The following is a 26,384-nucleotide window of genomic DNA, read 5'->3' as shown; positions in this document are numbered from 1 at the left end:
GGGCGCCATCTGCCGCCCGTCCCGTTTTTCCAAGGAGCACCTTATGTCCAACGTCACCGTCATCGGCGCCCAGTGGGGTGACGAGGGAAAGGGCAAGATCGTCGACTGGCTGGCCAGCCGCGCCGATATCGTCGTCCGCTTCCAGGGCGGTCACAATGCCGGCCATACGCTGGTGGTGGGCAGCCAGACCTACAAGCTGTCGCTGCTGCCGTCCGGCCTGGTCCGAGGCAAGATGGGGGTGATCGGCAACGGCGTCGTCGTGGACCCCGAGGCGCTGCTGGCGGAAATCGACCGGGTGAGCGCGCAGGGGCTGGAAGTATCGCCGCGGACGCTGCGCATCGCTGAAAACGTGCCGCTGATCCTGCCCGTCCACGGCGCCATCGATCGCGCGCGTGAAGCCGCGCGCGGCGACCGCAAGATCGGCACCACGGGCCGCGGCATCGGCCCGGCCTACGAGGACAAGGTGGCACGCCGCGCCATCCGCCTGTGCGACCTGGCCGAGCCCGAGACGCTGGACTGGAAGCTGGACGAACTGCTGCTGCACCACAACACGCTGCTGGCCGGCCTGGGGGCCGAGACCTTTACCAAGGACGCCCTGCTGGCCCACCTGACCGCGCTGGCGCCGCGCGTGCTGCCCTACATGGATACGGTGTGGGACCTGCTGGACGATGCGCGCCGCGCCGGACGGCGAATCCTGTTCGAAGGTGCGCAGGCGGTGATGCTGGACGTCGATCACGGCACCTATCCGTTCGTCACCAGTTCCAACACCATCGCGGCCAATGCCGCGACCGGCAGCGGCGTGGGGCCGGGCAGCGTCGGCTTCGTGCTGGGTATCGCCAAGGCCTATTCGACCCGCGTGGGCGAGGGGCCGTTCCCCAGCGAACTGCATGACGACATGGGCCGCACCCTGGGCGAGCGCGGGCATGAATTCGGCACGGTGACGGGGCGCCCCCGCCGCTGCGGCTGGTTCGACGCCATGCTGGTCCGCCGCGCGGTGCGCGTGGGCGGCGTCAACGGTCTGGCCCTGACCAAGCTGGACGTGCTGGATGGCCTGCCCGAGATCCGCGTGTGCGTCGGCTATGAACTGGACGGCCAGGAAATCCGCAGCTTCCCGTCCTCGCCGGCGGCGCAGGCCCGCGTCAAGCCGATCTACGAGACGATGGAAGGCTGGACCGATACCACCTACGGCGCGCGGTCCTGGGCGGACCTGCCGGCGCAGGCGATCAAATATGTCCGCCGGATCGAGGAACTGGTCGAGGCACCGGTGACCCTGCTGTCCACCAGTCCGGAACGCGACGATACGATCCTGATGCGCGACCCGTTCGAGAACTGACGATCCACCCGGAAACGGGAAACGGAAGAGGGGGAGGCGCTTCAACGCCCCCCGTCATTCTCAGTTTGCGGCGTGGGCTTCGCGATGGGCCTCGACTTCCGCCTTCATCGCCGCCTGCACCTTCTCGAACGCCCGGACCTCGATCTGCCGCACCCGCTCGCGCGAGATGTTGTAGGTGTGCGACAATTCTTCCAGCGTGGCCGGGTCGTCCTTCAGGCGGCGTTCGGTCAGGATGTGGCGCTCACGGTCGTTCAGCGTCTTCATGGCATTGTCCAGCAATGCCTTGCGTCCGCTGAATTCCTCGTTTTCCGCCAGGGTCTGTTCCTGGTTGTCGTGTTCGTCGACCAGCCAGTCCTGCCATTCGCCTTCGCTGTCGGCGCGCAGCGGGGCGTTCAGGCTGTGATCCGGCGCCGACAGGCGGCGGTTCATGTTGATGACGTCCTGCTCGGGCACACCCAGCGATTCGGCGATCTTGTTCACCTGCTCGGGCTTCAGGTCGCCGTCGTCGATGGCCTGCATCTGGCCCTTCAGGCGGCGCAGGTTGAAGAACAGCTTCTTCTGCGCGGCGGTGGTGCCCATCTTCACCAGCGACCAGCTATGCAGGATATATTCCTGGATGGCGGCCCGAATCCACCACATCGCATAGGTCGCCAGGCGGAAGCCGCGATCCGGGTCGAAGCGGCGGACCGCCTGCATCATCCCGATATTGCCTTCGCTGATCAGCTCGCCCAGCGGCAGGCCATAGCCGCGATAGCCCATGGCGATCTTGGCGACCAGGCGCAGGTGCGAGGTGACGAGCGCATGCGCGGCCTCGGTATCGCCCTTGTCCTTCCAGCGCCGGGACAGGCGCTGTTCATCCTCGGGCGACAGCATCGGAAATTTACGGATGTCCTGAAGGTATCTTGACAGGTTGGATTCAGGACCAACATTGAGAACGGAAGAGGCCATGGACCGGACTCCTTTTCCCTGGGGGTGGTCATCTGTCCCTGGATGTCCTACGGCACATCCATATGAAGGGTTGCACGACCGTGCCCGCATGACGCGTGGATGGACTTCACGTCCCCGCGAGACGCCCCCTCCATGGGCCGCGTCGACGCGGGACGTCCAATCCGGCGGTGCGTCACCCGTCGGAGTTATGGTGTCCAGCCTACTGGCGGTCCGGCAGACCGTCAAGGAAACTCCCCTGACATTGCCTTAAAACTAAGCAATCTTTGCCAGCAACGTCTTGAAATCGTCCGGGGGCGCGGTTTCGAACAGCAGGGATTCGCCGGTGCGGGGGTGGGTAAAGCCCAGTCGCGCCGCATGCAATGCCTGGCGCGGAAAATCCAGCGCCGCGCGGCGTGCATCCTCGGGCAGGGCGCGGGCGGCGGCGGGAATGCGGCGCAGATAGACCGGGTCGCCGACCAGCGGATGGCCGCTGGTGGAAAAATGCACGCGGATCTGGTGCGTGCGGCCCGTCGCCAGCCGGCATTCGACGGAACTGATCCCGCCATGGAAGCTGTGCAGCGTCCTGTAGTGCGTCATGGCGTGCTTGCCGCCGTGCGTGACCACGGCCATGCGCTTGCGGTCGCGCCTGTCGCGGCCGATCGCGCCCTCGAACGTGCCGCTGGCCGGTGACAGGATGCCCCAGGCCAGCGCCAGATAGGTGCGGTCGATATCGCGCGCGGCGAACGCGTCCGACAGGGCGGTATGCGCCTGCTCGGTCTTGGCCACCACCATGACGCCCGACGTATCCTTGTCCAGCCGGTGCACGATGCCCGGCCGGCGTTCGCCGCCGATGCCGGTCAGGCTGTCGCCGCAATGCGCCAGCAGGGCGTTGACCAGCGTCCCGTCCTCGTTGCCCGGCGCGGGATGCACGACCAGCCCGGCGGGCTTGTCCAGCACGATCAGGTCCGAATCCTCGTACAGGATGGCGAAGGGAATGGCCTGCGCCCGGGGTGTCGCCGGGATTGCCGGGGGCATCCTTATCTCATAACACAGACCCGCCCGGACCGGGTCGGCCGGTTCGCGCAGGACATGGCCGTCGCGCAGGACATGGCCGCCCTCCATCAGCGCCTTGACGCGCGAGCGCGACAGCGTCCCCACCATATCGGCCAGGAAACGGTCGGTACGCTGGCCGGCATGCTCCGTCTCGGGCGTCAGGCGGATGGGTTGGGTGTCGTCGGTCATGCGCGGCTCTTAACGGAAAATGCCCGCCGGGAAAATGACGGCGGCCGGATACGGAAAGCAATCATGAACGCACAGGCCCCGAACGGACCCGGCTCGAAAGCCCTGCTGGCGGCGGTGATCGGCATGGGGGTCCTGCTCGCCGTGGGGTCGTTGGTGCTGGTGGGGGTCCTGGTCCATCGCATCTCGCATCCCCATTCCGTGTCGTCCGTCCGGGTGGTGTCGCCGCCTGACGGGGCGTACGGCCCGCTTGTGCTGGACGAACCGGCCGGGACGCACATTACCGCCATGGCACGGCAGGACGACGCCATGCTGGCGGTCTCGCTTTCCGGCGGCGGCCCCGACCGTATCGTCCTGTGGGACCTGGCCCACGCGCGGGTGGCCGGGCGGCTGACCCTGGCTCGTTAGGCCGCGTTCCGCCCTAACGGCCTGAAAAATATCGGTCTTGGAAAAAAAGCGATGCGGGCGGATTTTCCGGTATCAGGCGGGTTGCGTCCAGCCGCATGATGGCATAGAAGCTGCCTCGTCCAACGTCCCGTTCGTCTAGAGGCCTAGGACACCGCCCTTTCACGGCGGTAACACGGGTTCGAATCCCGTACGGGACGCCATTGATTTCCTTGAGTTTTTCGAGGAAACGGCATGATAAAATTTGGGTTTTTGAGCCAGATTTGAGCCATCGCGAGGAGGATGCTATCCTCGCGACATGGCAAGCAGCAGCGATAAAACACGAGATCAGGCCGTGACCAGGGCCAAGGGGGACATAGACCCTGCGACTGGTAAGACCTTGCCGGCTGGCATCTCGTGCCGCGGCCCTAAGCAGTATCAGGCTCGCAAGCAAGTCGATGGCAAGCGCTACCGCAAGACCTTCTCGACCGCCGCGCTGGCTCGACGGTGGCTCAACGAGACCGCCGCCAAGGTCGAACTCGGCCAATTCAAGGACACCAGCGCGCTCGACAAGCAGACCATCGGCGACCTTGTGGACAGGTATGCCAAGGAGTGCATGGATGGGCGTGGCGCTGACCTGACAGGGCATATCCCGGCCATTCTCCGGGACAAGGATCTGCCTGGAGTCCGGCTGTCCAAATTCTGCCTGGCGGATGTGCGCGGCTTCCGGGATCGGATGATGTCTGCCGACTATTCCCCGGCCACGGTCGTCAAACGTCTAAACCTACTTGCCTCGGTCATCCAGCACGCCATCAGCGAGTGGGATACCTCCATCGTCAACTACGCCTCCGGACGGTTCGTGAAGCGGCCGGAAGGTGCGGACAAGAAGCGCAATAGACGGCTCGACGAAGACAAGGACAAGGACGGGAAGACGGAGTTCGATAGGCTGATCGTGGCTGTCTCGGACTCCGTCTATCCGGACGATGTGTGGCTGGTCCGCTGGTCGATCGAGCAGGGCACAAGACGCGGTGAGGCGATCGGCCTGCGATGGTGCGATGTCGATATCGAACGCAGCTTGATCAAGCTGGGGGGCGAGTCCGGCAAGACCAAGACGCACAAGACCCAGGAAGAACAAGGCCCTGAAATCCGCCCGTTGACGCCGGGAGCAAGGCGACTCCTGCTTGAGAAACGGGACACATACGAGACGCCGCCGGAGCCCGGCGACAGCGTGTTCAGCGTAGGCAAAGAGTCTACATTCAGCATGCGTTACGGGCGGATGGTCAAACGCACCGGGCTCCACAACCTGACGTTCCATGACCTGCGCCACGAAGCGACCAGCCGCCTCGCGCGTCTGCTGCCGAACCCGCTGGACCTCAAGAGGGTCACGGGACATCGTGATCTGAAGAGTCTGGACCGGTATTATCAGCCGGTCCCGGAATCCATCAGCAAGCAGATCGAGGAGGCTGAGCGGCTGGCCGGCATCATCGCCGCCGAGGAAGGCGACGATGACGAGTAAGGAAGACGAGTCACGCCGTCTGCCGGCCGTGATGGACTACAAGCAGGCCGCCGAGTATCTGGGCGTCTCCCATGGGCGCCTGCGGAATCTGATGTGGCTCGGCTGCGGACCCAAATCGTTCAGCTTCGGCAAGCGTGACCGCCGCTTTCGTGTCTCTGACCTGGATGCGTTCATTGGCGCCAAGGTTGGAGACGTGGCGCCCGCGACAGTGATCAAGCGCGGTCCAGGTCGGCCACGAAAAGGACGGACGTGCTTCGGCGCAATGCTCGCGGTGGGGTTATTGTCGATCGCGATAGCCGCTCTGTCGCTGCTTGCTAAAATCCTGTGGTAACCACGCCCTCACGCCGACACTTCGCGCCTTACGCCGCTCCCGGTCCTCGCTCGCTCGGCGTCAGCACCAACTATTTGTCGGGCGATCCTGTCTGCTCATGAAGCAGAGGAGCAGCCATGGTCGCGCGGGGCGGTTATGCGTGCGGCCCCTGCGATGGCGAGAATCGCGGTGGATGTCCAGCCCTCTTCCGCTTCTGCCCTTATCTCGGTCACCCGGTCGGGACATGTACCATTCCAAAACCGGACGTAGATTTCAAGTGCTGACCCCGGGCGGGTTGGGATGGCTGTAGTAGGGCTACTTCCAAGCGCGAGGCTTGGGAAAGCTGTCATCCAGCGAGAAGCGCCTGCCGATTGCTATGTTTACATTTTCGAGCCTAAGGGTAGGATTGATACAACTGGAGCTAGCTAACTTGGTTCCTGCTAGATAGATTCGATTAGAAAGACGATCTTTTTGAGCAAAACGAAGCAAGCCTTTGACCGATTTCGCCACACCTATCCGGAAAGAGAATGTCCCCCCGTAGGTCATGAGGACGAACGTCGTGAGATGACAAGCGCTGATGGGCTCGAACAATGGCGCGACGGGACGGGCGAGGTCGCTGAGGGTGAGCCGCCGATGCTAATGAAAAATCATCCGAAGTTGCGCTTGTGGGTCGTGCGCGCCGAAGATGTTGTCCATGCGCCGGAATGCGGCGGCTTTGCAGATACGCTCAACGGGAAAGAAATCAAGCATAGCAATCTCACAGGCGCTCGTCCTGCGCATTGCGGCGGCCAGCTCGTCTTTGTCGAGAACGATGCAGTTGCGCTTGACGGAGGTTCAGGTCGTTATGGTCCACGTAGCAAAGAAGAGATGACTGCGGTCGCTAGGGCGTTTAAGAATTCGGGCTATGGGGTGTGGAGTTACGGGTGGGACGATGAAAATGCGTGGCCTTTTCGTATTGGGTCTCGTCTGCCGCAATGGGTAAAATGAATCTCCCATTGAAGGCCGAACTTGACCGCGTGTTCGGTCTGGAGTCGTGTGGCGATACACCAGAAGATCGGGCCGCCAGTTCCCCACGTCGTTTTGTCAGAAGTCAGTCGCAACTTTCCCCCGACCGTCCCGCTGCGACCGGACCACGCATGACCGCTCGGTGGGCATTAAAACAATTCGGCTACGCTGCACTCCGCGAGGCGGTCGATGAGGGTGCGACCGTCATTAGTGTCAGTCTTGATGAGCCTGCGCGCTCGCTGCGGGAGCAGCGTGTGAGGCTCGGACTCACGCAAGAGCAGGTGGCTCGGGCTAGCATGCTTACGGTCAACGACGTGCGGCGCGCTGAGCAGCTAGGGGCGATCTCGCCGGTTCGTCGCCTGCAACTCCTTGCCCAAACTCTTGGGCTCAACGATGAGCAACTGGGCGTCCGACCAGATGCGAGCGCCGACCAGCAATTAGCAGTCCGCCTGCGGACGCTCGGGAGTGCCGGACACAACGTACGCTTCTCACCCTCCCTGGTGCTCAAGCTTGCGGAGGCGGCGTGGACGATATCGCGGCAAAACTTGCTCGCGGTCGAGCTTGGTGTTGTTCCGAATATACTCAAGCACTTTGATGCGAGCGATGATTATTATGCTCCAGTATGGCGCCGGGGGTATGATCTGGCAGAACGAACGCGCACCCTGCTGAACTTAGATCCACTTGCCCCAATCCCATCAGTGCGTGAGCTCATTGATCAACTGGGGATTCCGCTGATTCAGGCCGCAATGGGAGCGGCCTTCGCAGGCGCAACGGTAGTTAATGGTGACGATCGAGGGATCGTCATCAATACTGAAGGTGACAACCAGAATGTCTGGGTGAGGCGGATGACCTTGTGTCACGAGCTTGGCCATTTGCTTTGGGATCCACCAGCTCGTCTGCGCCGCCTTCATGTCGACCGTTACGATGACTTGCGCACTGCCGAGGCCGGCGGCGGCGACGAAGTAGAGGCGCGTGCTAATGCCTTCGCCATTTCCTTTCTGGCACCGCGTGAGGCTGTAATCGAAATCGTCAAGCGTGGTGCAAGTCCGACTGATCAGGTGATCGAGCTCATGAAACGCTTCGGCGTTGGCGCAACGGCCGCGAAGTATCACATCGCGAATGTCTCGCGCAACTGGGGTGCCGAGGTCGATACCCGGCATGTCGCATCTAACCAGCTTCCACCACCTGATGATTATTGGACAACAAACGAGAACTGGACGGCGGACTATTTTCCCGTCGCCGGCGTTCCTATTAGTCGTCGTGGGCGCTTCTCCGGGTTGGTAGCTATTGCCGCTTCCCGAGAACTGATTTCGACCGATACGGCGGCATCATGGTTGCAGGCGGCACCCTCGGCTTTGGCTCAGCAGTTGGCGACAATTGCCGAACTGACTGCTCAGGATCTTGCTGTTTAGATCACTCAAGGGGGGGGAGGTGGGCTTGGGCCGCTCTTGTCGGCCTTAAGTCTTCGCGACATCGGGGCGTATAGCTCTCATGAAGGACGGTAGTGCGAATGGCAGCTTTTCTACCCTCGCAGACCCGAACCAAACATTCCGCTTCCTCCCCTCCCGCATAGCTGCCGGTCTAACATGCGCTTATGGCAGGCCGTCGGAAGCCGTTCATCACGCGACCTCTAGGCACCGGTAGACCGAAGCCCGACCGATCCCCAGCCGCTTCGCGATTTCGGTAGGACTGACACCTTCGGCTGACATCGCCCTGACATGGACGGCCTTCGCGCGCGCGGTCGGCTTGCGTCCGCGATATTTTCCTTCAGCCTTCGCTTTTGCGATCCCCTCCGCCTGCCGCTCCTTCATAATGTCGCGCTCGAATTCGGCTACGGCTGCCAGCAAGGTCAGCGTCAGCTTGCTGGTCGGACTGCTGGTATCCAAAGGCTGCCCCCCCATAGACAGGATAACCAGATCAGCGCCCTTGGCCTGCACCCGATGCACGAACGACAGTAAGTCCGTCGTCGATCGCGCCAAGCGGTCGGGCTTCGTCACCACCAACGCATCGCCTTGGCGCAGATAGTCGATGGCCGCCTCCAGTTCCGGCCTGACAGTGATGGTGCCTGACACTTGTTCCGCGAAGACCCGATTGCATCCCTGCGCTTCGAGATCACGGACTTGCGCCGCCAACCCCGCCGCCTGCTCCGTCGTGCTGGTCCGAGCATATCCGATCCTCATGCCCATCTCCATAGAATCTAAGACCTCATTGAGATGGTATCTCAAAAAGAGATTTCAATCCGTGTGAGACAGAAAATGATGATTGTCGCCTGCATCGTAATCATCTCATACGACCCTGCCCTAATGAGACGTTCAGAATGGGACATCGTCGTCTTCGTCCAGCACGAGCTTCGCTCGTGAAGCCCCACGCCCTTCCCTGGCGCCTGCCACTGCGTGGCACCGCCCTTCCCCCGCTGCCACGCTTCGCGTGGCAGCCGCCGAAGGCGCTGGCGCTGACGACGGGCACAAGTTCTCCATCTCCCATTCCCACAGGTCTTGATCCTGCTGCTGACGCCAAGTCTCAGCATCATGGGCCAGTTCCGCCATGCGTCCCATCGTTTCATCTCCCGTTGACGATGTTACGCGCGGCGTAACATCACATCCCGAGCCGACCGGCGCCATATCCGCCGCCGACCGCGATCAGCGCCATCGCCGCACCGACCAGACCGGCGATCAAGACGGGCAGGACCGGACGTCGCGTCATCGCCTGTTCCGAGACGCGCGCGATCTTGCCGGCCATCCTCACGATCTTGATGGCCTCGGCCTGAACCATAGCTTGTTTTGCAGCCTGCTCCGCACTGGCTACCGCCAGGTGCTGCCTGGCCAGGCGATCGGCATCCAACGCCTCAACCAAGCCGACGAACAACAGCGTCGTGCGATCAAGGACGTCGTCGCTGTCATCATCAAGCGGCGCTGACATTGAACAGCGCCTTGTCCCGATCCGACTTCAGACCATCAATCACAACATTCAGCAGAGACGCCGCACGATCGTCTGAATCCACCATCGCCAAGACGGCACCACCGACGATGATCTTCCGCCTCACATCCTCTTTCCGTGCCTTCTGGCTCTCGACCGACGACACTTTCTCGTATCGGGCTTGAGCCTGCGTCAGCCGCTGTTTCGCTCGCTCTAAACGTCCAACCGACTTTTCCACTTCGCCGCTCCATAACTGGTGACATGCTATTATAGCCGACGACGGCCATTCCTTTGGCGAGCGCAAGCGAGACAAAGGCGCACTTACGAGTCCTGGCGGACTCGACGTGCGACGCAGCGGCGTCGGTCACCTGCGGCGGCGGAACAGAGGAAACAGCGATGGCGATCATGTCCCTGTCCAGCAAACCAATCTCTCGATCAGCCGGACGATCCGCCGTCGCCGCTGCCGCCTACCGATCTGCTGAGAAACTGACCGACGAGCGCACCGGCCAGATTCACGATTACAGAAACAAAAACGGCGTCGTTGCGACCGCTTGCAGTGTTGGCAACCAGCGCGTCGATCGCGAGACATTATGGAACGCGGCGGAGGCAGCAGAGAAGCGGAAGGACGGCAGGACAGCGCGCGAATGGCTTCTAGCTCTACCGTCCGAGCTATCACCCCGAGATCGACAGCAGCTCGCCGCCGAATTCGCGAAGATGCTGCATCAAAAATACGGCGTTGCGACTGACATCTGCATCCACGAGCCGAGCCGGACCGGAGACGATCGCAACCATCATGCTCACCTCATGGCGACAACCCGGATCGTCACCATCGAAAACGGCAAGCCGGTCTTCGGTGCGAAGGCGACATTCGAGCTTGAGAACAGAGAACGCCAGAGGCGCGGTTTGCCATCCACCATGCAAGAGATGAAGGGCATCCGCCGGGAATGGGCCGACATGGTCAATCACGCCCTGGAACTCGCGGGGTCCACAGAACGTATCGACCATAGATCGCACGCAGACCGTGGACTCGACGAAGCACCCTCACGACACCTTGGGCCGGCCGCCACGGCGATCGAGCGCAAAACAAATCAACCATCTGAACTTCGCCTCAAGCATCGAGCAGAACGAATGGCCGCGTTTCAAGAAAAACTTGCGGCACGACGTGCAGTCAAAGCGGCGCGCGATGAACAACGCAAAGCTAAAGACGAAGCCTATATTGCAAAGTCTGTAGCGCGAGGACTGGACATCGCTGCATCACGAAACGATCGTTTGACCGCAATGTTGCACAATGAAGCGCAACGGGCGCGCGATAACTCAATATCGGCGATGCAGCGGGCTGCTGCATCAGCGACTAGAGCCGCATCTCTGTCGCAACGACTCAGCGAACTAGCTGACGAGGAAGGCGACGATCCGCAGACCGCCGCCCGCAAAGCGTTTCAGCGCGCAAAAATACAGGGCGACATGCTTCGCGAGGCCGCACAACAGGCGGCCGAGGCGTTCATGCGCAGACTGTCTAAACCCACTGACGGACAGATTGAGTACGCAGAACGCCGAACAAAACTGATAGCTCAGGTTGCTGTTGACCAGTCGACGACGATCGCTGATCGCGAGGCCGAGGCACGACAGAGACAAGCAGAACGCAAAACGCAATGGGCGGCTGAACGTGCAGAGAAACGACAGCAAAACAACGAACAGTGGCAGTCTGTAAAAGACTTTTTTGGCATAGACGATCAACACACACAACAGAACGACAATCATCAGAAACAGAAAAGGAAGAATGACAAACCAAGACAACCCTAATGCCGCCCCATCATTGACGGCAGCTTGGCTATTTCAGCTTCTCTTCTTTGGCCGTTTGCCAACATGACAAGATACACGTCGGGAAGGCCGCGAGACAGGACCTCAGGAGGCAGGACGGAACGGGCCGCAGCCACGTCCTCGGCAGAGGGGTGACTGTATGCTGACGATGGCGGAGCGTCAGGAAGCGACGGGGGCGATGTCGGTATGGTCTCAGGAATCGTTTTGATATCGTTTTGAGTTGCGGAATTAGCGTGCATAAAAAGGCTCTGATCATCAGGAATATGGGGCTCGGCGGAATCGGCGGCGACGAGACCGGCCGCCAACCGCGCTAGGGGATTACCCACACGCCCGGTCCAGCCATTCCGCCGAGCCTGCGCCGTCGCCTGCTCGTGGTGCCTCAGGAGGATCGCCAAACCTCGCTCACCTTCCTCTGTCTCTGGCCTCAACGTCAGGTTCATGACCTGGGTCCAGGTTTCCCAGATGCCGGCCTCGGTCGGCGATGGCCGCTCGCGGGCGATCACAAGGTTCTCGACATGGCCGCGTGACTTCTTCGTTGCGAAATCGGAACCGTTGGCGGAATTAGCATACACAGACCCGTCAAGTCCTTGATCCAACACAGAATTGCCAGGCGACGGACAGGCCCCCGATGCTAGCCCCCCGGAGGGGGGCGTCGCTCCCAGCGGCGAGGCGGCGGCAGCTTCACGGTTCGATGCGATATCGGAATGGATGGCGTAATTAGCATACACAGGGTGGCTAACATGCTGATCCTGAACACGAACCCTCGGCGGTCCCTCGGTGAATCCAGGCGGGAACGGCGAATCATCAGCACCGGCCAATATCCGAGGCGACAGCCTCTTGGCTACGACGAGGCTGTGTTCGCGAGGACGCGGCGGCACTAGCGCATCGACGGACCGGCCATCCGTGGTCCTGACCGGCTTCCGGACCGGAACGGCGCGCTTCCGGACTACCTTCTCCTTGTCCGTCTTGAGGCTGGCACGGAACACCTTAAAGCCAGCCAGCGGGGTCAAGTTCCACATCTGATCGACCTGTCCTAGAAACCAGGCGGCGACATCATCAGACAGGTCCGAGAATAAGATTTCGTCGGTCCGGGTTCGCTCGGCCTTGTATAACTTCGTCATGTAGTCGAGCAGCGCCGAGAGGTCAGTCACAGGACCAGTGACATAAAACCCAAGATCAAACTTCTCGCGAACGGCACGACGGAAGTCTTCCCAGACTTCAGGTGGCATCGGTGATTTCATCGTATAGCAGTAATTAACGTGACCGTTGACGGATACACCCGTCAGCGGATGAAACTGGAAGGCGAAATCGTTCGCCAGCATCAAAACATCGAAACCATAACCAGAGAACGGCCCTCTTCGGCACCATCTCAACATGTCACCTATCCGCCCGCGCAGACGCTTCATGTCTCCGACCAGATCGCCCCCAATGGGGGTCATCTCGGAGCAAGTGAACGTGCCAGAACAAAGCGGCGTCTTCATGTGGTTCTCGGCGTAGAAGCGTAATTCATCGCCCCGCTCGCGCCGTATTCCGTAAGCCTGAGAAGGTATAAGGAGCGTACGGCGCAGACGTTCTTGCGGCATTTTCTCGACGATCAGCGTGACTTCACTGATCCTGTAGATGTCGCGGCCATTGTGTGTGTGCGTCCTAATTCCAGCAAGTTCCATGATACGAAGCGCTCGGGCGTCCATGACTGCAAGCCGGTCTTGCAGATCATGGTTGATGCCGGTCTTGCGGCCGACGAGGGGCGCGGACAACTCGGTGAAGGATGCGAATGGACGAGCCATGGCGGACCTCGATGGTCCGTCTCCAGATTTGCGACTTGCGTGGAGGTCGCATACAATGGGGACATCTCATTCCGGCGGCCGGGAAGCACACACGGAATGCGGACCTTAGATTGATTGTTGACTGCGCGGCAGGCGGCTGGTGATCCAGCCGCCTGTTTGCGTTAAATGCTCAGATCGTCGGCGCGAGGCCCGCGCGGGACGAGAGACAGATGCGGATCGAAAGCAGTCATGTTGCGTTCCTCATAGGGCGTGGCTCCGAACAGCCACATGCAACAGTCCTATTAGCGCCGATTTGCGCTTAAACTCAAAAATCCCGCTTGAGCCAAAATCCTCGGCCAAAATCATGAGCCATTTTTGAGCCACAACGGAGGTGTTTTAGGGTGACAATGGGTGACGGGGGATGACATAATAAGTGTGAGTTCAACGCGATAACCACGGAGCCCGCAGTTGTCCAAGGCTAAGTTTTGCCCTTTCACGGCGGTAACACGGGTTCGAATCCCGTACGGGACGCCAACACGCCAGGCGCGTTGGCATTGCAGGTCGGTCTGTATGGATGGCCGCATCGCGGCACCGGGTCTGTTCCATGCGGGACGGCCCCTATGAATGCCTATACGTGAATCCAATTCATCTTGATTGTTGCAGGTCTGCTTGTTGCGGCCCTGCACCGCATGCGCATCCCCACAGTATCGCGAGTCGACGATTTCAGTTTTCGCCTGGGTCGGGCAATATCGTTTCGTCCCGGGAAAATCGACGGCTGGGGGGCCGATGCCGCGCCAATACGACCTCGATCTGCTGCGCTATCTCCATGTGCTGGTGGAAGAACAGAGCGTTTCCGCCGCCGCGCGGCGCATGAAGGTCAGCGAGCCGACCATGAGCCGCCAGTTGGGCAAGCTGCGCGAGGCCTTCGGCGACCCGATTCTGGTGCAGTCGGGGCGGCGGATGGTCCCGACCGCCTTCGCCACGCGCATCCGTGAAAAAGTCGGGCAACTGGTGCTGGATGCCGAACGGCTGCACGAGGATCGTGAAAAGCTGGACCTGACGACCGTTTCGCCGCGTTTCACCATTCGCGCCAGCGACGTGATCGTCGGCGCCTTCGCCAGCGAACTGGTCCAGGTGCTGCGGCGGGACTGTCCGCAGTGCGACGTCTGCTTCACCCCCGAAACCGACGAGCATGTCGGGGACGCGATGCGCCGCCAGACCATCGACCTGTATATCGGCGCGACCGACGAGATGCGTCCCGAACTGCGCCGGCAGAGCCTGTTCGCCATGTCGATCCGGGGGATGGTGCGGCGGGGACATCCGATCCTGGCCGAGGGCGTCACGCCGCAGAACCTGGTCCGCTACGATCATATCGGCGTGTCGCGCAAGGGCCTGCGGCGCGGCCCGATCGATACGATCCTGCAGGAACGCTACGGCCTGCGGCGGCGCGTCGTGCTGGTGGTGCCGTCCCATTTCGCGATGATCGAAAGTATTCGCGAGACGGACATGATCCTGCCCATGCCCGACATCGTGATCGACCGGTTGCCGACCAAGCTGATCCGCCTGGTCGCGTTCGACTTTCCCTTTGCCCTGCAACCGGTCGAGGCCTTCCAGGCCTGGCACCCCCGCCACGATTTCGATCCGGTGCATCGTTGGCTGCGCGACACGGTCTTCCGCATCACCCGGCGGCGGGCGGCCCAGCCTGCCGCCTGATCGTCGCCGCCGGGAACCAAACCGGCAGGGCCGCGGCGCGTTGTGGATGCAGCCCCCTGCGGGGCTCCAGCCCAGCGGAGGGCAAGCATGACATGGTCGATCCCCCTGGGGCGCATCGCGGGCACCGCAATCCGCGTGCATGTGACGTTCTTCCTGCTGTTGCTGTGGATCGCGATGGTCGCCGGTGCCCAGGGCGGCCCTGCGGCGGCGTGGCAGGGCGTGGTGTTCATCATGCTGGTCTTCGTCTGCGTGGTCCTGCATGAATTCGGACACATCCTGATGGCACGCCGTTTCGGCGTGACGACATCCGACATCACCCTGCTGCCGATCGGCGGCGTCGCGCGCCTGTCGCGCATGCCCGAACGGGCGGGGCAGGAATTGCTGGTGGCGCTGGCGGGGCCGGCGGTCAATCTGGTCATCGGCCTGCTTCTGTTCGCCGCGACGGGAACGTGGCCCAGCCTGGATGCCGCGACGAGCGGGATGGTGGGCGGCGGCGGGATGGTCGTCCGTCTGGCCTCGGTCAATCTGTTCCTGCTGCTGTTCAACCTGCTGCCGGCCTTTCCCATGGATGGGGGGCGGGTGCTGCGCGCGCTTCTGGGCTATCGGATGGGTTTCGTGCGGGCGACGCAGGTCGCGGCCTCGGTGGGGCAGGGGTTTGCGTTCCTGCTGGGCTTCCTGGGGCTGATCGGCAATCCGATCCTGCTGTTCATCGCCCTGTTCGTCTATCTGGGCGCCGCGTCGGAGGCCCATATGGTGCAGTTGCGCCAGGTGGCGCAGGGGATGATCGCGGCGGATGCCATGATGACCCGGTACGAGACGCTGCCGATGCTCACGACGCTGGACGAGGCGGTACGGGCCGCGATCCGCTGCGCACAGACGCTGTTTCCCGTCATGGACGGGCAGGGCAGGCTACAGGGCGTGCTGACGCAGGCGGCCTTGATCAACCATCTGCAAATAGACGGGCCCGGCGCGGTGGTGGCCGATGCCATGACGCCGGCCATCCCCGCCATCCATCCCTACCAGCCGCTGTCGGAGGCACTGCGCCTGTTGCAGGAGGGCAACCTGCCGGCCGTCGCGGTGGTCGACGCCGGCGACCGCCTGGTCGGCCTGATCACGTCCGAGACGATCGGCGAACTGATGTTGACTCACGGGATACGCGTAACGCAGGGGCGGCGCGCGGCCGATTCCGATCGCCCCCCGACCGACCGGGCCGCCGCCTAGGTCTGGTGAATCCGGTTACGGCCTCAGCCGGATCAGGACGCACCCTCCAGGCTCGGGGCGGGCGTATGGTGCGGCGCGTCGGCGACCTCGATCCGGTTGCGCCCGTTCCGCTTCGCCCGATAGAGCGCGGCGTCGGCGGCACGGAGCAGTTCCTCGTAATCCGGGTGGCCGGCATACTGGGCCGCGCCGATCGACACCGTGATCTGGTGCAGGTTGCCGTCCGGCAGTCGGATGGGCGTGTTCTCGATCTTCTGGCGCAGGCGCTCGGCACCGATGAGCATCTGCTCGGTATCGGTATCGCCCATGAGGACCAGGAATTCCTCGCCGCCATAGCGGAAGATGACGTCGCTCAGCCGGCTGGCTTCCTCCAGCACGCGGGCGATGGCCTGCAGGACGGAGTCGCCGGCCGCGTGGCCGAACGTGTCGTTGATGTGCTTGAAATGGTCGATATCCAGGAACAGCACGCTCATCGGCCGCCCCGTCTGATGGGCGACGCGCAGTTCGTAGGATATGATCGACGGCAGGAAACGCCGGTTCAGCACGCGGGTCAGCGGGTCCTCGACATCGTTGCTGCTCCGGCTGGCGTGGAACAGGACCTCGAGGCTGCTCAGGATTTCGGTGACGCCGGCATGCAGCGCGGCCAGGGCGGGCGAAATATCGCGTTCCGCCGCCATGTCTTCCAATATGGCCGGCAGCAATTCGTTATCGACCTTGGCGATCTGGCCGGTCAGCAGGGCCGAAATATCCGTCCCTTCGAACAGCAGGCCGACCTTGTACGTCACCCACAGGCCGAATTCCGACCGGGCCAGCCCCATCGTCTGCAAATCCTCGGGCGTCTTGGCGACATACAGCGACCGCAGGACGTTATAACTCCATCCCAGCAGCGCGGCCTTCTGGCCCTCGCCCTCGCGCGACAGGTCCTGGTTCAGCGCGAACAGCCGGTACGCCACGTCGTTCGACGCCGCGCGTTCGCGCTGCCGCCAATAGGTGAACGTCATCACCCCGGTCGCGGCCGTCAGCACGTTGGTGACGTACAGTACCGCGTCGGTCAGTTCCTCGTGGGTCAGGTTTTCATGACCCAGCGCGTGGATGATCGTTCGCTGGACCAGCGAAACGCCCTCGGACACCAGATGGATGGGAATGGACGAGCGTGCGTGGAAGCGCCCGATATGCCGCTGCGAATCGGCCATCCGCTGCGGGTGCTGCGGCGCCGCGGAAAACAGTTCGGCCATCCACACCATCAGGGTGCCGCGCAGGCGCTCCGTCGTCTCCGGATCTGTCAGGTAGGTCTGGCCTTCGGGATGGGACGTGAAATGGTCGTAGAACGCCGCGACCAGTGCGGGCGTCAGCCGTTCGACGACGTCATGGACCAGAAGGCGCGTGGCATCCGGCACGTTCGTGAAGGCACGCCGCAATTCGGCGTCTACGGCCACCTGGGCAACTGACATCATGCTCGGCCTCGCACGGCGAACGGGGGAAGGGATCCGGCAAGCCGGACGGCGCCGCCGGCGGGATGAACAGGTCGCATCGGGTCCGGACGAGCAGCAAACGCTAGTATAAACTTTACCACAACAGATTCAAAGAAGTTCTGGCAATTCAAACGGTACGTCAAATTGTATATTGGTATAAGATAATTTCGCAATGAATGTTTTCGTCCAGGGTGCGGCGCCGCCCTGATGCGGCACGTCGGCCATGATGCCGGTGCCCTGTCGACCACCCTTGCATCATATCGGAACCGGTAGGACATTCGCCCGCCGGTGGCGTCCGATCCGTGCCGCCCCGATACGGAAGAGGAATCGAGGCTTTGAGGCATGACGGCGCCGGGGTGCGCGGGTGGATCGACCGCACCTTTCACGTGACCCGCCGGGGTTCGACCCTGGCGCGGGAACTGGTCGCCGGGCTGACCACGTTCGGGGCCATGGCCTATATCATGATCGTCAATCCCGCGATCATGGCGCTGGCCGGTTTGGACCGGCACGACATGATCATGACCACCATCGCCGCGTCGGTCTGCGGGTCCCTGCTGATGGCGCTGATGGCCAACCTGCCGATCGCGCTGGCCCCGGCCATGAGCAGCAACCTCGTCTTCGCCCAGGTCGTGGTGGTGCAGATGGGCGTCAAACCGTCCGTCGCCTTCACGATGGTGCTGATCGGCGGCCTGGCCTTCGTCGCGCTGTCGCTGACACGGTGGCGGCAGAGGATCGTCATGGGCTTCCCCATTCCGGTGCGCAACGGAATCCACTGCGCCATCGGGGCCTTCATCGCGCATATCGGCATGGTCAGCGGGGGGCTGGCGGTCGGGGGCGCGCAGGGATTTTCCTTCGGCTCGCTGCACGATCCGGCGGTCCTGCTGGGACTCGCCGGCCTGTTCCTGGCGGCTACCCTCCAGATGCTGCGGGTGCCCGCCGGCATGCTGCTGTCCATCGTCGCGGTGACCGTCGCCGGCTGCTTCGTCCGCCATCCTGGCGGCCACCCGGTCACGACCCTGCCGGCGGCCTGGCTGGAATGGCCGCATTATCCCACCAACATGCTGTTCCCGTTCGATTTCCACGGCTTCCTGTCGCATATCGGCATCGTCCTGCCGGTCACGATCTATTTCTTCCTGGGCGACTTTTTCGATGCCACGGGCACCATGATGGCGGTGACGCGCCGCGCCGGCCTGACGGTCGAGGACGGGCAGCCGCTGCTGGGCCGCGCGGCCTTCGCCGCGGACGGCACGGCCAGCGTGATCGGATCGGTGCTGGGGACATCGACCGTCTCGGCCTATCTGGAATCGCTGGTCGGGGCCGAGGCCGGGGGGCGTACCGGGCTGGTCGGCGTCACGGTCGCCCTGCTGTTCCTGCTGTCATCCGTGCTGTGGCCCGTCATCACCGCCGTGCCGGCGGTGGCGACCGCGCCGGTGCTGGTGCTGGTGGGCCTGGGTATGCTGTCGGACATGGGCCGATCGGGGGCCCAGTCCGGGGATGGCGACGTGGGCGGGGTCCTGGCGCCGCTGCTGATGGTGCTGGTCACGGTCATGACCGGCAATTTCATGGTCAGCCTGGCGCTGGGGCTGCTGCTGTATACCGTGCTGGCGGTGGCGGGGCGGCGCTGGGCCGAGGTCACGCCGATCCTGCTGGCACTGGACGCGGTGTTCGTCGTCTATCTGGTGCTGGCCAGCGGCATGGGGGGCGGATCGTGACGCGGCGCGTGAAAGGGATCATGGGACTGGGGGTAGGGGCATGGGTTGCCGCGAGCCTGGTCGCGGCGCCCGCCCGGGCCGATGGCGGCGGGGCGTCCTGGCCCGACACGCCGGTCGCGCGGCTGGAATTGCAGGCGCTGATCGAAACGCTGGATGCGCGGTTGCTGTCCCACCCCAGCGCCACCCTGACGCTGGAAGGCTGGTGCCGCGACCATCGTCTGTCGCCCGTCACGCAGGTCGTCGCGCGGCGCGTGGCCGTTGCCGCCCGGCCGCCCAGCATGGCGCAGCGGCGGGACCTCGATGTCGGGCCCGGCGAGGCGGTGGCCTATCGCCGGGTGGAACTGACATGCGGGTCGCGGGTGCTGTCGGTCGCGGACAACTGGTACGTTCCCGCCCGGCTGACGCCCGCCATGAACGCGCTGCTGGACCATACCGACACCGCGTTCGGGCATGCGGTGGCCGCCCTGCATTTCACCCGCCGGACCCTGGACAGCACCCGCCTGTTCGCCCCCCTGCCGGAAGGGTGGGAGCAGCATCCGCTTCCCCCCGCCGCATCCGGCACGATCCGCATCCCCGCCGAAATCCTGCGCCATCGGGCGTTGCTGTACCGCCAGGACGGGGTGCCGTTCAGCCAGGTGGTGGAAACCTACACGGCCGCGATGCTGGACTTCCCGCCCCCTGCCGGTCCGTAAACGCGTGCATGGACCCACGGTGATATCCCGTTCGTCTTTAATCGAGGACATGCCCGATGACTGACCACGCTGTGGATCTGCGTGACCCGACCCTGCCGGTGGAGGCCGTGCGGGCCGCGCTGTCGCTGTCACCGCATCCCGAGGGCGGATGGTATCGCGAACTATGGCGGGACACGCCGCCCGATGGCGGCCGCGGCGCCGCCACGACCATCCAGTTCCTGCTGGCGCGGGGCGAGCGGTCGCATTGGCATCGGGTGGATGCCGCCGAGATCTGGTGCTGGCAGGGCGGTGCCCCGCTGCGCCTGCGCATTGCGGGCGCGGGCGGCGAGCAGGTCCTGCTGCTGGGCCCGTGCCCCACATCCGGCCAGGTGCAGCAGGCCGTGGTGCCCGCCATGGCGTGGCAGGCGTCGGAAAGCCTGGGGGCATGGAGCGCGGTCGGCTGCATGGTGGCGCCGGCCTTCCAGTTCTCGGGCTTCGAACTGGCGCCCCCGGACTGGACGCCGGACGGCCTGGAACCGGGGGGTGGGACATGAGCGGGGCGGAGCGGGACGGGGAGCCCGACTGGCTGGTCTGGGGCCGCGAGATCCAGGCGATCGCCCAGACGGGCCTGACCTTCACCCGCGACCCCTACGATCGGGAACGCTACGAGATGCTGCGCGCCCTGGCCGCGCGCATGATGGCGGCCAATACCGCCACCCCGGCCCGGCGGATCGAGGCGCTGTTCGCAGGCCAGGACGGATACGCCACGCCCAAGATCGACGTGCGCGCGGCGGTGTTCGACCCGGACGGGCGGCTGCTGATGGTGCGCGAAACGCTGGATGGCGGGCGCTGGACCCTGCCGGGCGGCTGGGCGGACGTGAACATGACCCCCGCCGACAGCGCGGTGAAGGAAGTGCGCGAGGAAAGCGGCTACATCGCTACGGTGCGCAAGCTGGCGGCGCTGTGGGACCGCACCCGGCAGGGCCACCCGGCCACGGTCTTTTCCTGCGCCAAGCTGTTCTATCTGTGCGATCTGGCGGGCGGGGCGCCGGCCACCAGCCTGGAGACGTCGGGCATTGGCTGGTTCGGCGCGGACGAGATTCCGGACGACCTGTCCCTGGGCCGCGTGCTGCCGGACCAGATCCGGCGGATGTTCGAGCACCATCGTACGCCCACTTTGCCGACGGACTTCGAATGACGGGTATGCAGCGCGTCGCAGGTCATTGAAAACAGGCATTTCGTGACCCATATGACCGCCTAAATCGTTAGTGTGGAACGGAGAGACACAAACATGACCGATCAGGCTACGGATTCGGACAAGGCCCAGCCCGCACCCCAGGCAGGGGGCGAGGAACATGCGTTCAGTGCGGAGGTCGGGCGGCTGCTCGACCTGGTGGTCCACGCGCTGTATTCCGAGCGCGAGATCTTCCTGCGCGAACTGGTGGCCAACGCCGCCGATGCCACGGACCGCCGCCGGTTCGAGGCCCTGACCGACGCCGCCCGGACCCTGCCGGAAGGGGCCGGGGTGCGCATCGACCCCGACAAGGACGCCCGCCGCCTGACCATCAGCGATGACGGCACGGGCATGAGCAAGGACGAACTGGCGCGCAACCTGGGCACCATCGCGCGCTCGGGCACCCGCGCCTTCGGCCAGGAACTGGACAAGCAGAAGCCCGGGGAGAACGCCGGGGACCGTCCCAGCCTGATCGGGCAGTTCGGCGTCGGGTTCTATGCCGCCTTCATGGTCGCGGACCATGTCGACGTGGTGTCGCGCCGCGCCGGTAGCGACGAGGCGTGGCGCTGGTCGTCGGACGGCAAGGGCAGCTTCACCCTCAGCCCCGCGACGCGTGAGCGCCCCGGCACCGACATCGTGCTGTATATCAAGGAAGATGCCGACGAATTCCTCGATGCATGGCGCCTGGAATCGATCGTGCGCAAATGGGCCGATCACATCGCCTGGCCGATCACCATCCGCCGCGACGGCGAGGACACGCCGGCCAATGCCGGAACCGCCCTTTGGCGCAAGCCCAAGGGCGAGGTGACCGAGGAGCAGCTCACCGAATTCTACCGGCATGTCAGCCATAATTTCGATACGCCCTGGGCGACGCTGCACTGGCATGCCGAGGGCACGATCGAGTTCACCGCCCTGCTGTTCATCCCCGGCAGCCGGCCCTTCGAATTCGGCGAGCAGGTGCGTGACAGCCGCGTGCGTCTGCATGTCCGGCGCATGTTCATCACCGACGACGCGGCGCTGCTGCCGCCGTGGATGCGCTTCGTGCAGGGCGTGGTGGATACCGAGGACCTGCCGCTGAACGTCTCGCGCGAGATGCTGCAGGCCACCCCGGTTCTGGCCCGCATCCGCAAGGCCGTGACCAATCGGGTGCTGAACGAACTGCGCAGCCGGGCCACGGATGCGGAATCCTATGCGACGTTCTGGGACAATTTCGGCCCGGTGCTGAAGGAAGGGATCTGGGACGACGCGGAATACCGCACCGACCTGGCGGGCCTGGCCCGGTTCCGTTCCAGCACGGAAGAAGGCTGGACGACCCTGGCCGACTACGTGTCGCGCATGAAGGACGGGCAGGAGGCGATCTATTACCTGACCGGCGACAACCCCGACACGCTGCCGGCCTCGCCGCAACTGGAAGGCTTCCGGGCGCGGGGGATCGAGGTCCTGCTGCTGTCCGATCCGGTCGATTCCTTCTGGCCGGACCGGCTGGGCACGTTCGAGGGCAAGGCCCTGCGCAGCGTCAGCCAGGGTCACGCCGACCTGGACAAGTTCGAGGCCCCGCAGGACGATGGGGCCCGGGCCGACCTGGAGGCGCTGCTGCCGGCCATGAAGGCCGCGCTGGGCGAGGCCGTGTCGGACGTGCGCGGCACCAGCCGGCTGGTCGGCAGCGCGGTCGTGCTGTCGGCGGCGGGGCAGGGGCCGGACCTGCAACTGCAGCGCCTGCTGCGCCGCAGCGGCCAGGCGGTGCCCGACCAGGCCCCGGTGCTGGAAATCAACGCGACCCATCCGCTGATCCGCGACCTGGCGGACCGGGTGGCGCGCGGCGAATCGGTGGCGGACATCGCGCTGATCCTGCTGGACATCGCGCGGATCCAGGACGGCGAAAGCCCCAAGGACCCGACCGCCTTCGCCAGCCGCCTGACGGCGACGCTGACCCAAATCCAGGGCTGAGGCGTTCCTGGTTGGCAAGGTCGGGGCAAGGCCGGGGGCAACCCCGGCCTTGCTTTCTTGAAAGCCAATCCCAATTCAGCCTGATATAAGCCCGCGCGGCCTTCTCTTTCTCTCACTCAACGGAATCGCGCAGGATGAAAATCGGCACCGTACCTTATCGCAGCGTGTGGGTGGACCAGGATGACGGCTGGTCGGTCCATATCTTCGACCAGACCCGTTTGCCGTGGGAACTGGACATCCTGCGCCTGACCGAACGGGACCAGGTGGCGCACGCGATCCGCACCATGCAGGTGCGCGGCGCGCCGCTGATCGGCGCGGTCGCGGCCTATGGGCTGGCGCTGGCGCTGCGCGTCGATGCCGGCGACGCGGCGATGGAACGCGACGCCGCCCTGCTGGCCGCCACCCGCCCGACCGCGATCAACCTGCGCTGGGCCATCGAGAGGATGCTGGGCCGGCTGCGGCCGCTGCCGGCCGCCGAACGCGTCGCCGCCGCGTATGACGAGGCCGGGCGCATCTGCGACGAGGACGCGGCCCAGAACGAAGCCATCGGCCGGCACGGCCTGCGCCTGATCCAGGACATCGTGGCGCGGCGCGGCGAGGGCACGACGGTCAACATCCTGACGCATTGCAACGCCGGCTGGATCGCCACCGTCGACTGGGGCACCGCGCTGGCCCCGATCTACATGGCCCATGACAGCGGACTGAGCGTCCATGTGTGGGTGGACGAAACCCGCCCGCGCAACCAGGGCGCGGCGCTGACGGCATGGGAACTGGGCAGCCACGGGGTGCCGCATACGGTGGTGGCCGACAATGCGGGCGGCCACCTGATGCAGCACGGCGCGGTGGACCTGGTGATCGTGGGCACCGACCGCGTCACGCGGACCGGCGACGTGGCGAACAAGATCGGGACCTACCTGAAGGCGCTGGCGGCGCATGACAACGGCGTGCCGTTCTGGGTCGCGCTGCCCTCCACGACGATCGACTGGCATGTCAGTGACGGGCTGACCGAAATCCCGATCGAGGAACGCAACGGCGCCGAGGTCACCTCCATCACCGGCCGCACGGAAGACGGGCGCATCGAGACGGTGCGCCTGACCCCGCCGGACAGCCGCGCGGCCAACCCGGCCTTCGACGTGACGCCCGCGCGCCTGGTGACGGGCCTGATTACCGAGCGCGGCTGCTGCCAGGCCACGCAGGCCGGCCTGGCGGGGCTGTTTCCCGAACACGCATGACGCCACGCGGCCGGCCGACCCGTCTCGGCAACCCTTGACAGGGGCGGCCCGGCCCGGCTTCCTCCGCCTTCGATCGCGCGGGGCGCATGGCGTCCCGTCCCCTGCCTTTGGTGACACAGGACCAGACCATGCATCCCTATCGTACCCATAGCTGCGCGGCCCTTCGCGCCAGCGATGCCGGGCAGACGGCCCGCCTCTCCGGCTGGGTGCACAGCAAGCGCGATCATGGCGGCCTGCTGTTCATCGACCTGCGCGATCATTTCGGCATGACCCAGATCGTCATTCCCGCCGGTTCCCCGGTGCTGGAGGCCGTCGAGCGCGTTCGCGTGGAAAGCGTGCTGACCATCACGGGCGAAGTCGTGCTGCGCGACGCGGCGACGAAGAACCCGAACCTGCCGACCGGCGAGATCGAACTGCGCGCGCAGCAGGTCGACATCCAGTCCTCGGCCGACGTGCTGCCCTTCCAGGTCGCGGGGCACGAGCATTACCCCGAGGATCTGCGCCTGACCTACCGCTACATCGACCTGCGGCGCGACAAGGTCCATCGCAACATGATGCTGCGCGCCCAGGTGATCGCCAGCCTGCGCCGCCGCATGACCGACCAGGGCTTCGTCGAATTCCAGACCCCGATCCTGACCGCGTCCTCGCCCGAGGGCGCGCGGGACTTCCTGGTGCCGGCCCGCATGCATCCGGGCAAGTTCTATGCGCTGCCCCAGGCGCCGCAGCAGTTCAAGCAACTGGCGATGGTCGCGGGCTTCGACCGCTATTTCCAGATCGCCCCGTGCTTCCGGGACGAGGCCGCGCGCGCCGACCGCTCGCCGGGCGAATTCTACCAGCTCGACTTCGAAATGGCGTTCGCGACCCAGGAAGACGTGTTCGCGACCCTGGAGCCGGTGATGGAAGGCGTGTTCCGCGAATTCGGCGGCGGCCGCACGGTCAGCGCGGCCCCCTTCGAGCGGATTCCCTACGCCACGGCGATGAAGCTGTACGGCAGCGACAAGCCCGACCTGCGCAACCCCCTGCTGCTGAGCGACGTGACCGAATCGTTCGCCAACTCCGGCTTCGGCCTGTTCGCGCGCATCGTCGCCGACGGGGGCGAGGTCCGCGCGATTCCGGCGCCGGGGGCGGGCGATCGTCCGCGCGCCTTCTATGACAAGCTGAATGCCTGGGCGCGCGAAGCCGGGGCCGGCGGCCTGGGCTACATCATCTTCGACGAAGAGGGTGGCAAGGGCCCGATCGCCAAGAACCTGGAGCCCGCGCGCGTCGCCGCGATTCGCGAGGCCACAGGCCTGAAGGCCGGTGACGCGGTCTTCTTCGCGGCCGGCAAGGGCGACGAGGTCGTGAAATTCTCCGGCCTGGTGCGCACGCGCATCGCGACCGAGCTGGACCTGATCGAACAGGACTCCTTCCGCTTCTGCTGGATCACCGATTTCCCGATGTACGAGCGCAACGAGGAAACCGGGCAGATCGACTTCTCGCACAACCCGTTCTCGATGCCCCAGGGCGGGCTGGAGGCGCTGAACGGCCAGGACCCGCTGACGATCACGGCCTATCAGTACGATATCGTGTGCAACGGCGTCGAACTGTCCTCGGGCGCCATCCGCAACCATCGCCCCGACGTGATGATCCGTGCGTTCGAACTGGCCGGCTACCCGGCCAGCGAGGTCGAGGCCCGTTTCGGCGGCATGCTCAACGCCTTCCGCTACGGCGCGCCGCCGCATGGCGGCTCGGCACCGGGCGTGGACCGCATCGTCATGCTGCTGGCCGACGAGCCGAACATCCGCGAGGTCATCCTCTTCCCGCTGAACCAGCAGGGCGAGGACCTGATGATGGGCGCGCCGGCCCCCGTGCCCGCCGAACGGCTGAAGGAACTGTCGCTGGCGCTGAACCTGCCGCGGCCGAAGCCCGGCGTGAAGGCCGGGGAATAAGGACCGCGCGTCATTGTGCGATTGCGCGGCGTATCGCGATGGG

General features: G+C 64.5%; 23 protein-coding genes and 1 tRNA gene. 17 read left to right on the top strand and 7 right to left on the bottom strand.

The window, feature by feature from the left end; translation table 11 throughout:
- Positions 1-43: 43 nt before the first annotated feature.
- A complete protein-coding gene (locus GDI_RS10765) occupies positions 44-1,333 on the top strand; it encodes an adenylosuccinate synthase (RefSeq protein ID WP_012226126.1) in 1,290 nt (429 codons plus the stop codon).
- A 60-nt stretch (positions 1,334-1,393) separates the two neighbouring features.
- Here GDI_RS10765 and rpoH read toward each other — a convergent pair whose 3' ends face one another.
- Together rpoH and GDI_RS10755 are read right to left on the bottom strand one after the other, a co-directional pair.
- Entirely contained in the window at positions 1,394-2,281 is an 888-nt protein-coding gene (gene rpoH / locus GDI_RS10760) for an RNA polymerase sigma factor RpoH (protein ID WP_012553145.1), read from the bottom strand.
- A 252-nt stretch (positions 2,282-2,533) separates the two neighbouring features.
- The gene (locus GDI_RS10755) at positions 2,534-3,502 is read right to left on the bottom strand and encodes an RluA family pseudouridine synthase (protein ID WP_012553144.1); all 969 of its coding nucleotides are present in this window, start codon (positions 3,500-3,502) and stop codon (positions 2,534-2,536) included.
- Positions 3,503-3,565: 63 nt separating this feature from the next.
- Between GDI_RS10755 and GDI_RS10750 the strand changes: the two genes are divergently transcribed.
- The 6 genes from GDI_RS10750 to GDI_RS19120 all read left to right on the top strand — a co-directional run bounded on the left by GDI_RS10750 (position 3,566) and on the right by GDI_RS19120 (position 8,126).
- Entirely contained in the window at positions 3,566-3,907 is a 342-nt protein-coding gene (locus GDI_RS10750; protein ID WP_012553143.1) for a hypothetical protein, read from the top strand.
- 124 nt (positions 3,908-4,031) lie between these two features.
- A tRNA-Glu gene (locus GDI_RS10745) sits at positions 4,032-4,107 on the top strand.
- A gap of 95 nt (positions 4,108-4,202) precedes the next feature.
- Positions 4,203-5,399 carry an integrase gene (locus GDI_RS10740; protein WP_012553142.1) on the top strand — a complete coding sequence of 399 codons (1,197 nt, stop codon included), beginning with the start codon at positions 4,203-4,205 and terminating at the stop codon, positions 5,397-5,399.
- Positions 5,389-5,730, top strand: coding sequence for a helix-turn-helix transcriptional regulator (locus tag GDI_RS10735; RefSeq protein ID WP_012226117.1), 342 nt, complete (start codon positions 5,389-5,391; stop codon positions 5,728-5,730). Before GDI_RS10740 ends, GDI_RS10735 begins: the two co-directional genes overlap by 11 nt.
- Positions 5,731-6,180: 450 nt before the next feature.
- Positions 6,181-6,696, top strand: a complete 516-nt coding sequence (locus GDI_RS19125; protein ID WP_231854091.1) for a hypothetical protein — start codon at positions 6,181-6,183, stop codon at positions 6,694-6,696.
- Positions 6,697-6,704: 8 nt separating this feature from the next.
- Complete coding sequence (locus tag GDI_RS19120; protein ID WP_157864093.1) at positions 6,705-8,126, top strand: ImmA/IrrE family metallo-endopeptidase; 1,422 nt, start codon at positions 6,705-6,707, stop codon at positions 8,124-8,126.
- A 207-nt stretch (positions 8,127-8,333) separates the two neighbouring features.
- On the opposite strand, the gene GDI_RS10725 is transcribed toward GDI_RS19120, so the two are convergent.
- From GDI_RS10725 to GDI_RS10715, 3 genes are all read right to left on the bottom strand, one after another.
- Entirely contained in the window at positions 8,334-8,894 is a 561-nt protein-coding gene (locus GDI_RS10725) for a recombinase family protein (RefSeq protein ID WP_041249777.1), read from the bottom strand.
- Positions 8,895-9,309: 415 nt separating this feature from the next.
- On the bottom strand, positions 9,310-9,633 hold the full coding sequence (locus GDI_RS10720; protein ID WP_012226110.1) for a hypothetical protein: 324 nt from the start codon (positions 9,631-9,633) through the stop codon (positions 9,310-9,312).
- Positions 9,617-9,868 (bottom strand): hypothetical protein, encoded by a 252-nt coding sequence (locus tag GDI_RS10715; protein ID WP_012226109.1) that lies wholly within the window; start codon positions 9,866-9,868, stop codon positions 9,617-9,619. The genes GDI_RS10720 and GDI_RS10715 overlap by 17 nt, the downstream gene beginning before the upstream one ends.
- Before the next feature lie 158 nt (positions 9,869-10,026).
- On the opposite strand from GDI_RS10715, the gene mobQ reads away from it, so the two are divergent.
- Positions 10,027-11,430 (top strand): MobQ family relaxase, encoded by a 1,404-nt coding sequence (mobQ, locus tag GDI_RS19115; protein ID WP_012226106.1) that lies wholly within the window; start codon positions 10,027-10,029, stop codon positions 11,428-11,430.
- On the opposite strand, the gene GDI_RS10700 is transcribed toward mobQ, so the two are convergent.
- On the bottom strand, positions 11,427-13,235 hold the full coding sequence (locus tag GDI_RS10700; RefSeq protein WP_012226104.1) for a hypothetical protein: 1,809 nt from the start codon (positions 13,233-13,235) through the stop codon (positions 11,427-11,429). The genes mobQ and GDI_RS10700 overlap by 4 nt on opposite strands.
- 765 nt (positions 13,236-14,000) lie before the next feature.
- Between GDI_RS10700 and GDI_RS10695 the strand changes: the two genes are divergently transcribed.
- Positions 14,001-14,927, top strand: coding sequence for a LysR family transcriptional regulator (locus GDI_RS10695; RefSeq protein WP_012226100.1), 927 nt, complete (start codon positions 14,001-14,003; stop codon positions 14,925-14,927).
- An 87-nt stretch (positions 14,928-15,014) separates the two neighbouring features.
- Positions 15,015-16,148, top strand: a complete 1,134-nt coding sequence (locus tag GDI_RS10690; protein ID WP_012226098.1) for a site-2 protease family protein — start codon at positions 15,015-15,017, stop codon at positions 16,146-16,148.
- A gap of 32 nt (positions 16,149-16,180) precedes the next feature.
- Here the strand turns inward: GDI_RS10690 and GDI_RS10685 are convergent, their stop codons facing one another.
- Positions 16,181-17,599: a diguanylate cyclase gene (locus GDI_RS10685; protein WP_012553133.1), complete on the bottom strand. Its 1,419-nt coding sequence runs from the start codon at positions 17,597-17,599 to the stop codon at positions 16,181-16,183.
- A 353-nt stretch (positions 17,600-17,952) separates the two neighbouring features.
- Here GDI_RS10685 and GDI_RS10680 point away from each other — a divergent pair, with 353 nt between their 5' ends.
- From GDI_RS10680 to aspS, 7 genes are all read left to right on the top strand, one after another.
- Positions 17,953-19,329: an NCS2 family permease gene (locus GDI_RS10680; RefSeq protein ID WP_012226091.1), complete on the top strand. Its 1,377-nt coding sequence runs from the start codon at positions 17,953-17,955 to the stop codon at positions 19,327-19,329.
- Positions 19,330-19,349: 20 nt separating this feature from the next.
- Positions 19,350-20,021, top strand: coding sequence for a hypothetical protein (locus GDI_RS10675; RefSeq protein WP_012553132.1), 672 nt, complete (start codon positions 19,350-19,352; stop codon positions 20,019-20,021).
- Between the two features lie 56 nt (positions 20,022-20,077).
- Entirely contained in the window at positions 20,078-20,554 is a 477-nt protein-coding gene (locus GDI_RS10670; RefSeq protein ID WP_012226089.1) for a cupin domain-containing protein, read from the top strand.
- Positions 20,551-21,198 (top strand): NUDIX hydrolase, encoded by a 648-nt coding sequence (locus GDI_RS10665; protein ID WP_012226088.1) that lies wholly within the window; start codon positions 20,551-20,553, stop codon positions 21,196-21,198. The genes GDI_RS10670 and GDI_RS10665 overlap by 4 nt, the downstream gene beginning before the upstream one ends.
- A 93-nt stretch (positions 21,199-21,291) precedes the next feature.
- Positions 21,292-23,181 (top strand): molecular chaperone HtpG, encoded by a 1,890-nt coding sequence (htpG, locus tag GDI_RS10660; protein WP_041249395.1) that lies wholly within the window; start codon positions 21,292-21,294, stop codon positions 23,179-23,181.
- A gap of 134 nt (positions 23,182-23,315) precedes the next feature.
- The gene (mtnA, locus tag GDI_RS10655; RefSeq protein ID WP_012226082.1) at positions 23,316-24,413 is read left to right on the top strand and encodes an S-methyl-5-thioribose-1-phosphate isomerase; all 1,098 of its coding nucleotides are present in this window, start codon (positions 23,316-23,318) and stop codon (positions 24,411-24,413) included.
- A 128-nt stretch (positions 24,414-24,541) separates the two neighbouring features.
- Positions 24,542-26,341 (top strand): aspartate--tRNA ligase, encoded by a 1,800-nt coding sequence (gene aspS / locus GDI_RS10650; RefSeq protein WP_012553129.1) that lies wholly within the window; start codon positions 24,542-24,544, stop codon positions 26,339-26,341.
- Positions 26,342-26,384 lie beyond the last annotated feature (43 nt).

It is taken from the genome of Gluconacetobacter diazotrophicus PA1 5 (assembly GCF_000067045.1).
Lineage (GTDB): Bacteria > Pseudomonadota > Alphaproteobacteria > Acetobacterales > Acetobacteraceae > Gluconacetobacter > Gluconacetobacter diazotrophicus.
Note: the sequence above shows the minus strand (reverse complement) of the source record. Positions and strands in the feature narration are given on the sequence as shown.

Coding starts and splice junctions, on each gene's coding strand:
- GDI_RS10725 (WP_041249777.1), bottom strand. CDS start 8,894: ATGAGGATCGGATATGCTCGGACCAGCACGACGGAGCAGGCGGCGGGG.
- GDI_RS10685 (WP_012553133.1), bottom strand. CDS start 17,599: ATGATGTCAGTTGCCCAGGTGGCCGTAGACGCCGAATTGCGGCGTGCC.
- htpG (WP_041249395.1), top strand. CDS start 21,292: ATGACCGATCAGGCTACGGATTCGGACAAGGCCCAGCCCGCACCCCAG.
- aspS (WP_012553129.1), top strand. CDS start 24,542: ATGCATCCCTATCGTACCCATAGCTGCGCGGCCCTTCGCGCCAGCGAT.
- GDI_RS10700 (WP_012226104.1), bottom strand. CDS start 13,235: ATGGCTCGTCCATTCGCATCCTTCACCGAGTTGTCCGCGCCCCTCGTC.
- GDI_RS10695 (WP_012226100.1), top strand. CDS start 14,001: ATGCCGCGCCAATACGACCTCGATCTGCTGCGCTATCTCCATGTGCTG.
- GDI_RS10740 (WP_012553142.1), top strand. CDS start 4,203: ATGGCAAGCAGCAGCGATAAAACACGAGATCAGGCCGTGACCAGGGCC.
- GDI_RS10720 (WP_012226110.1), bottom strand. CDS start 9,633: ATGTCAGCGCCGCTTGATGATGACAGCGACGACGTCCTTGATCGCACG.
- GDI_RS10750 (WP_012553143.1), top strand. CDS start 3,566: ATGAACGCACAGGCCCCGAACGGACCCGGCTCGAAAGCCCTGCTGGCG.
- mobQ (WP_012226106.1), top strand. CDS start 10,027: ATGGCGATCATGTCCCTGTCCAGCAAACCAATCTCTCGATCAGCCGGA.
- rpoH (WP_012553145.1), bottom strand. CDS start 2,281: ATGGCCTCTTCCGTTCTCAATGTTGGTCCTGAATCCAACCTGTCAAGA.
- GDI_RS10675 (WP_012553132.1), top strand. CDS start 19,350: ATGGGACTGGGGGTAGGGGCATGGGTTGCCGCGAGCCTGGTCGCGGCG.
- GDI_RS10670 (WP_012226089.1), top strand. CDS start 20,078: ATGACTGACCACGCTGTGGATCTGCGTGACCCGACCCTGCCGGTGGAG.
- mtnA (WP_012226082.1), top strand. CDS start 23,316: ATGAAAATCGGCACCGTACCTTATCGCAGCGTGTGGGTGGACCAGGAT.
- GDI_RS10690 (WP_012226098.1), top strand. CDS start 15,015: ATGACATGGTCGATCCCCCTGGGGCGCATCGCGGGCACCGCAATCCGC.
- GDI_RS10755 (WP_012553144.1), bottom strand. CDS start 3,502: ATGACCGACGACACCCAACCCATCCGCCTGACGCCCGAGACGGAGCAT.
- GDI_RS10665 (WP_012226088.1), top strand. CDS start 20,551: ATGAGCGGGGCGGAGCGGGACGGGGAGCCCGACTGGCTGGTCTGGGGC.
- GDI_RS10735 (WP_012226117.1), top strand. CDS start 5,389: ATGACGAGTAAGGAAGACGAGTCACGCCGTCTGCCGGCCGTGATGGAC.
- GDI_RS10765 (WP_012226126.1), top strand. CDS start 44: ATGTCCAACGTCACCGTCATCGGCGCCCAGTGGGGTGACGAGGGAAAG.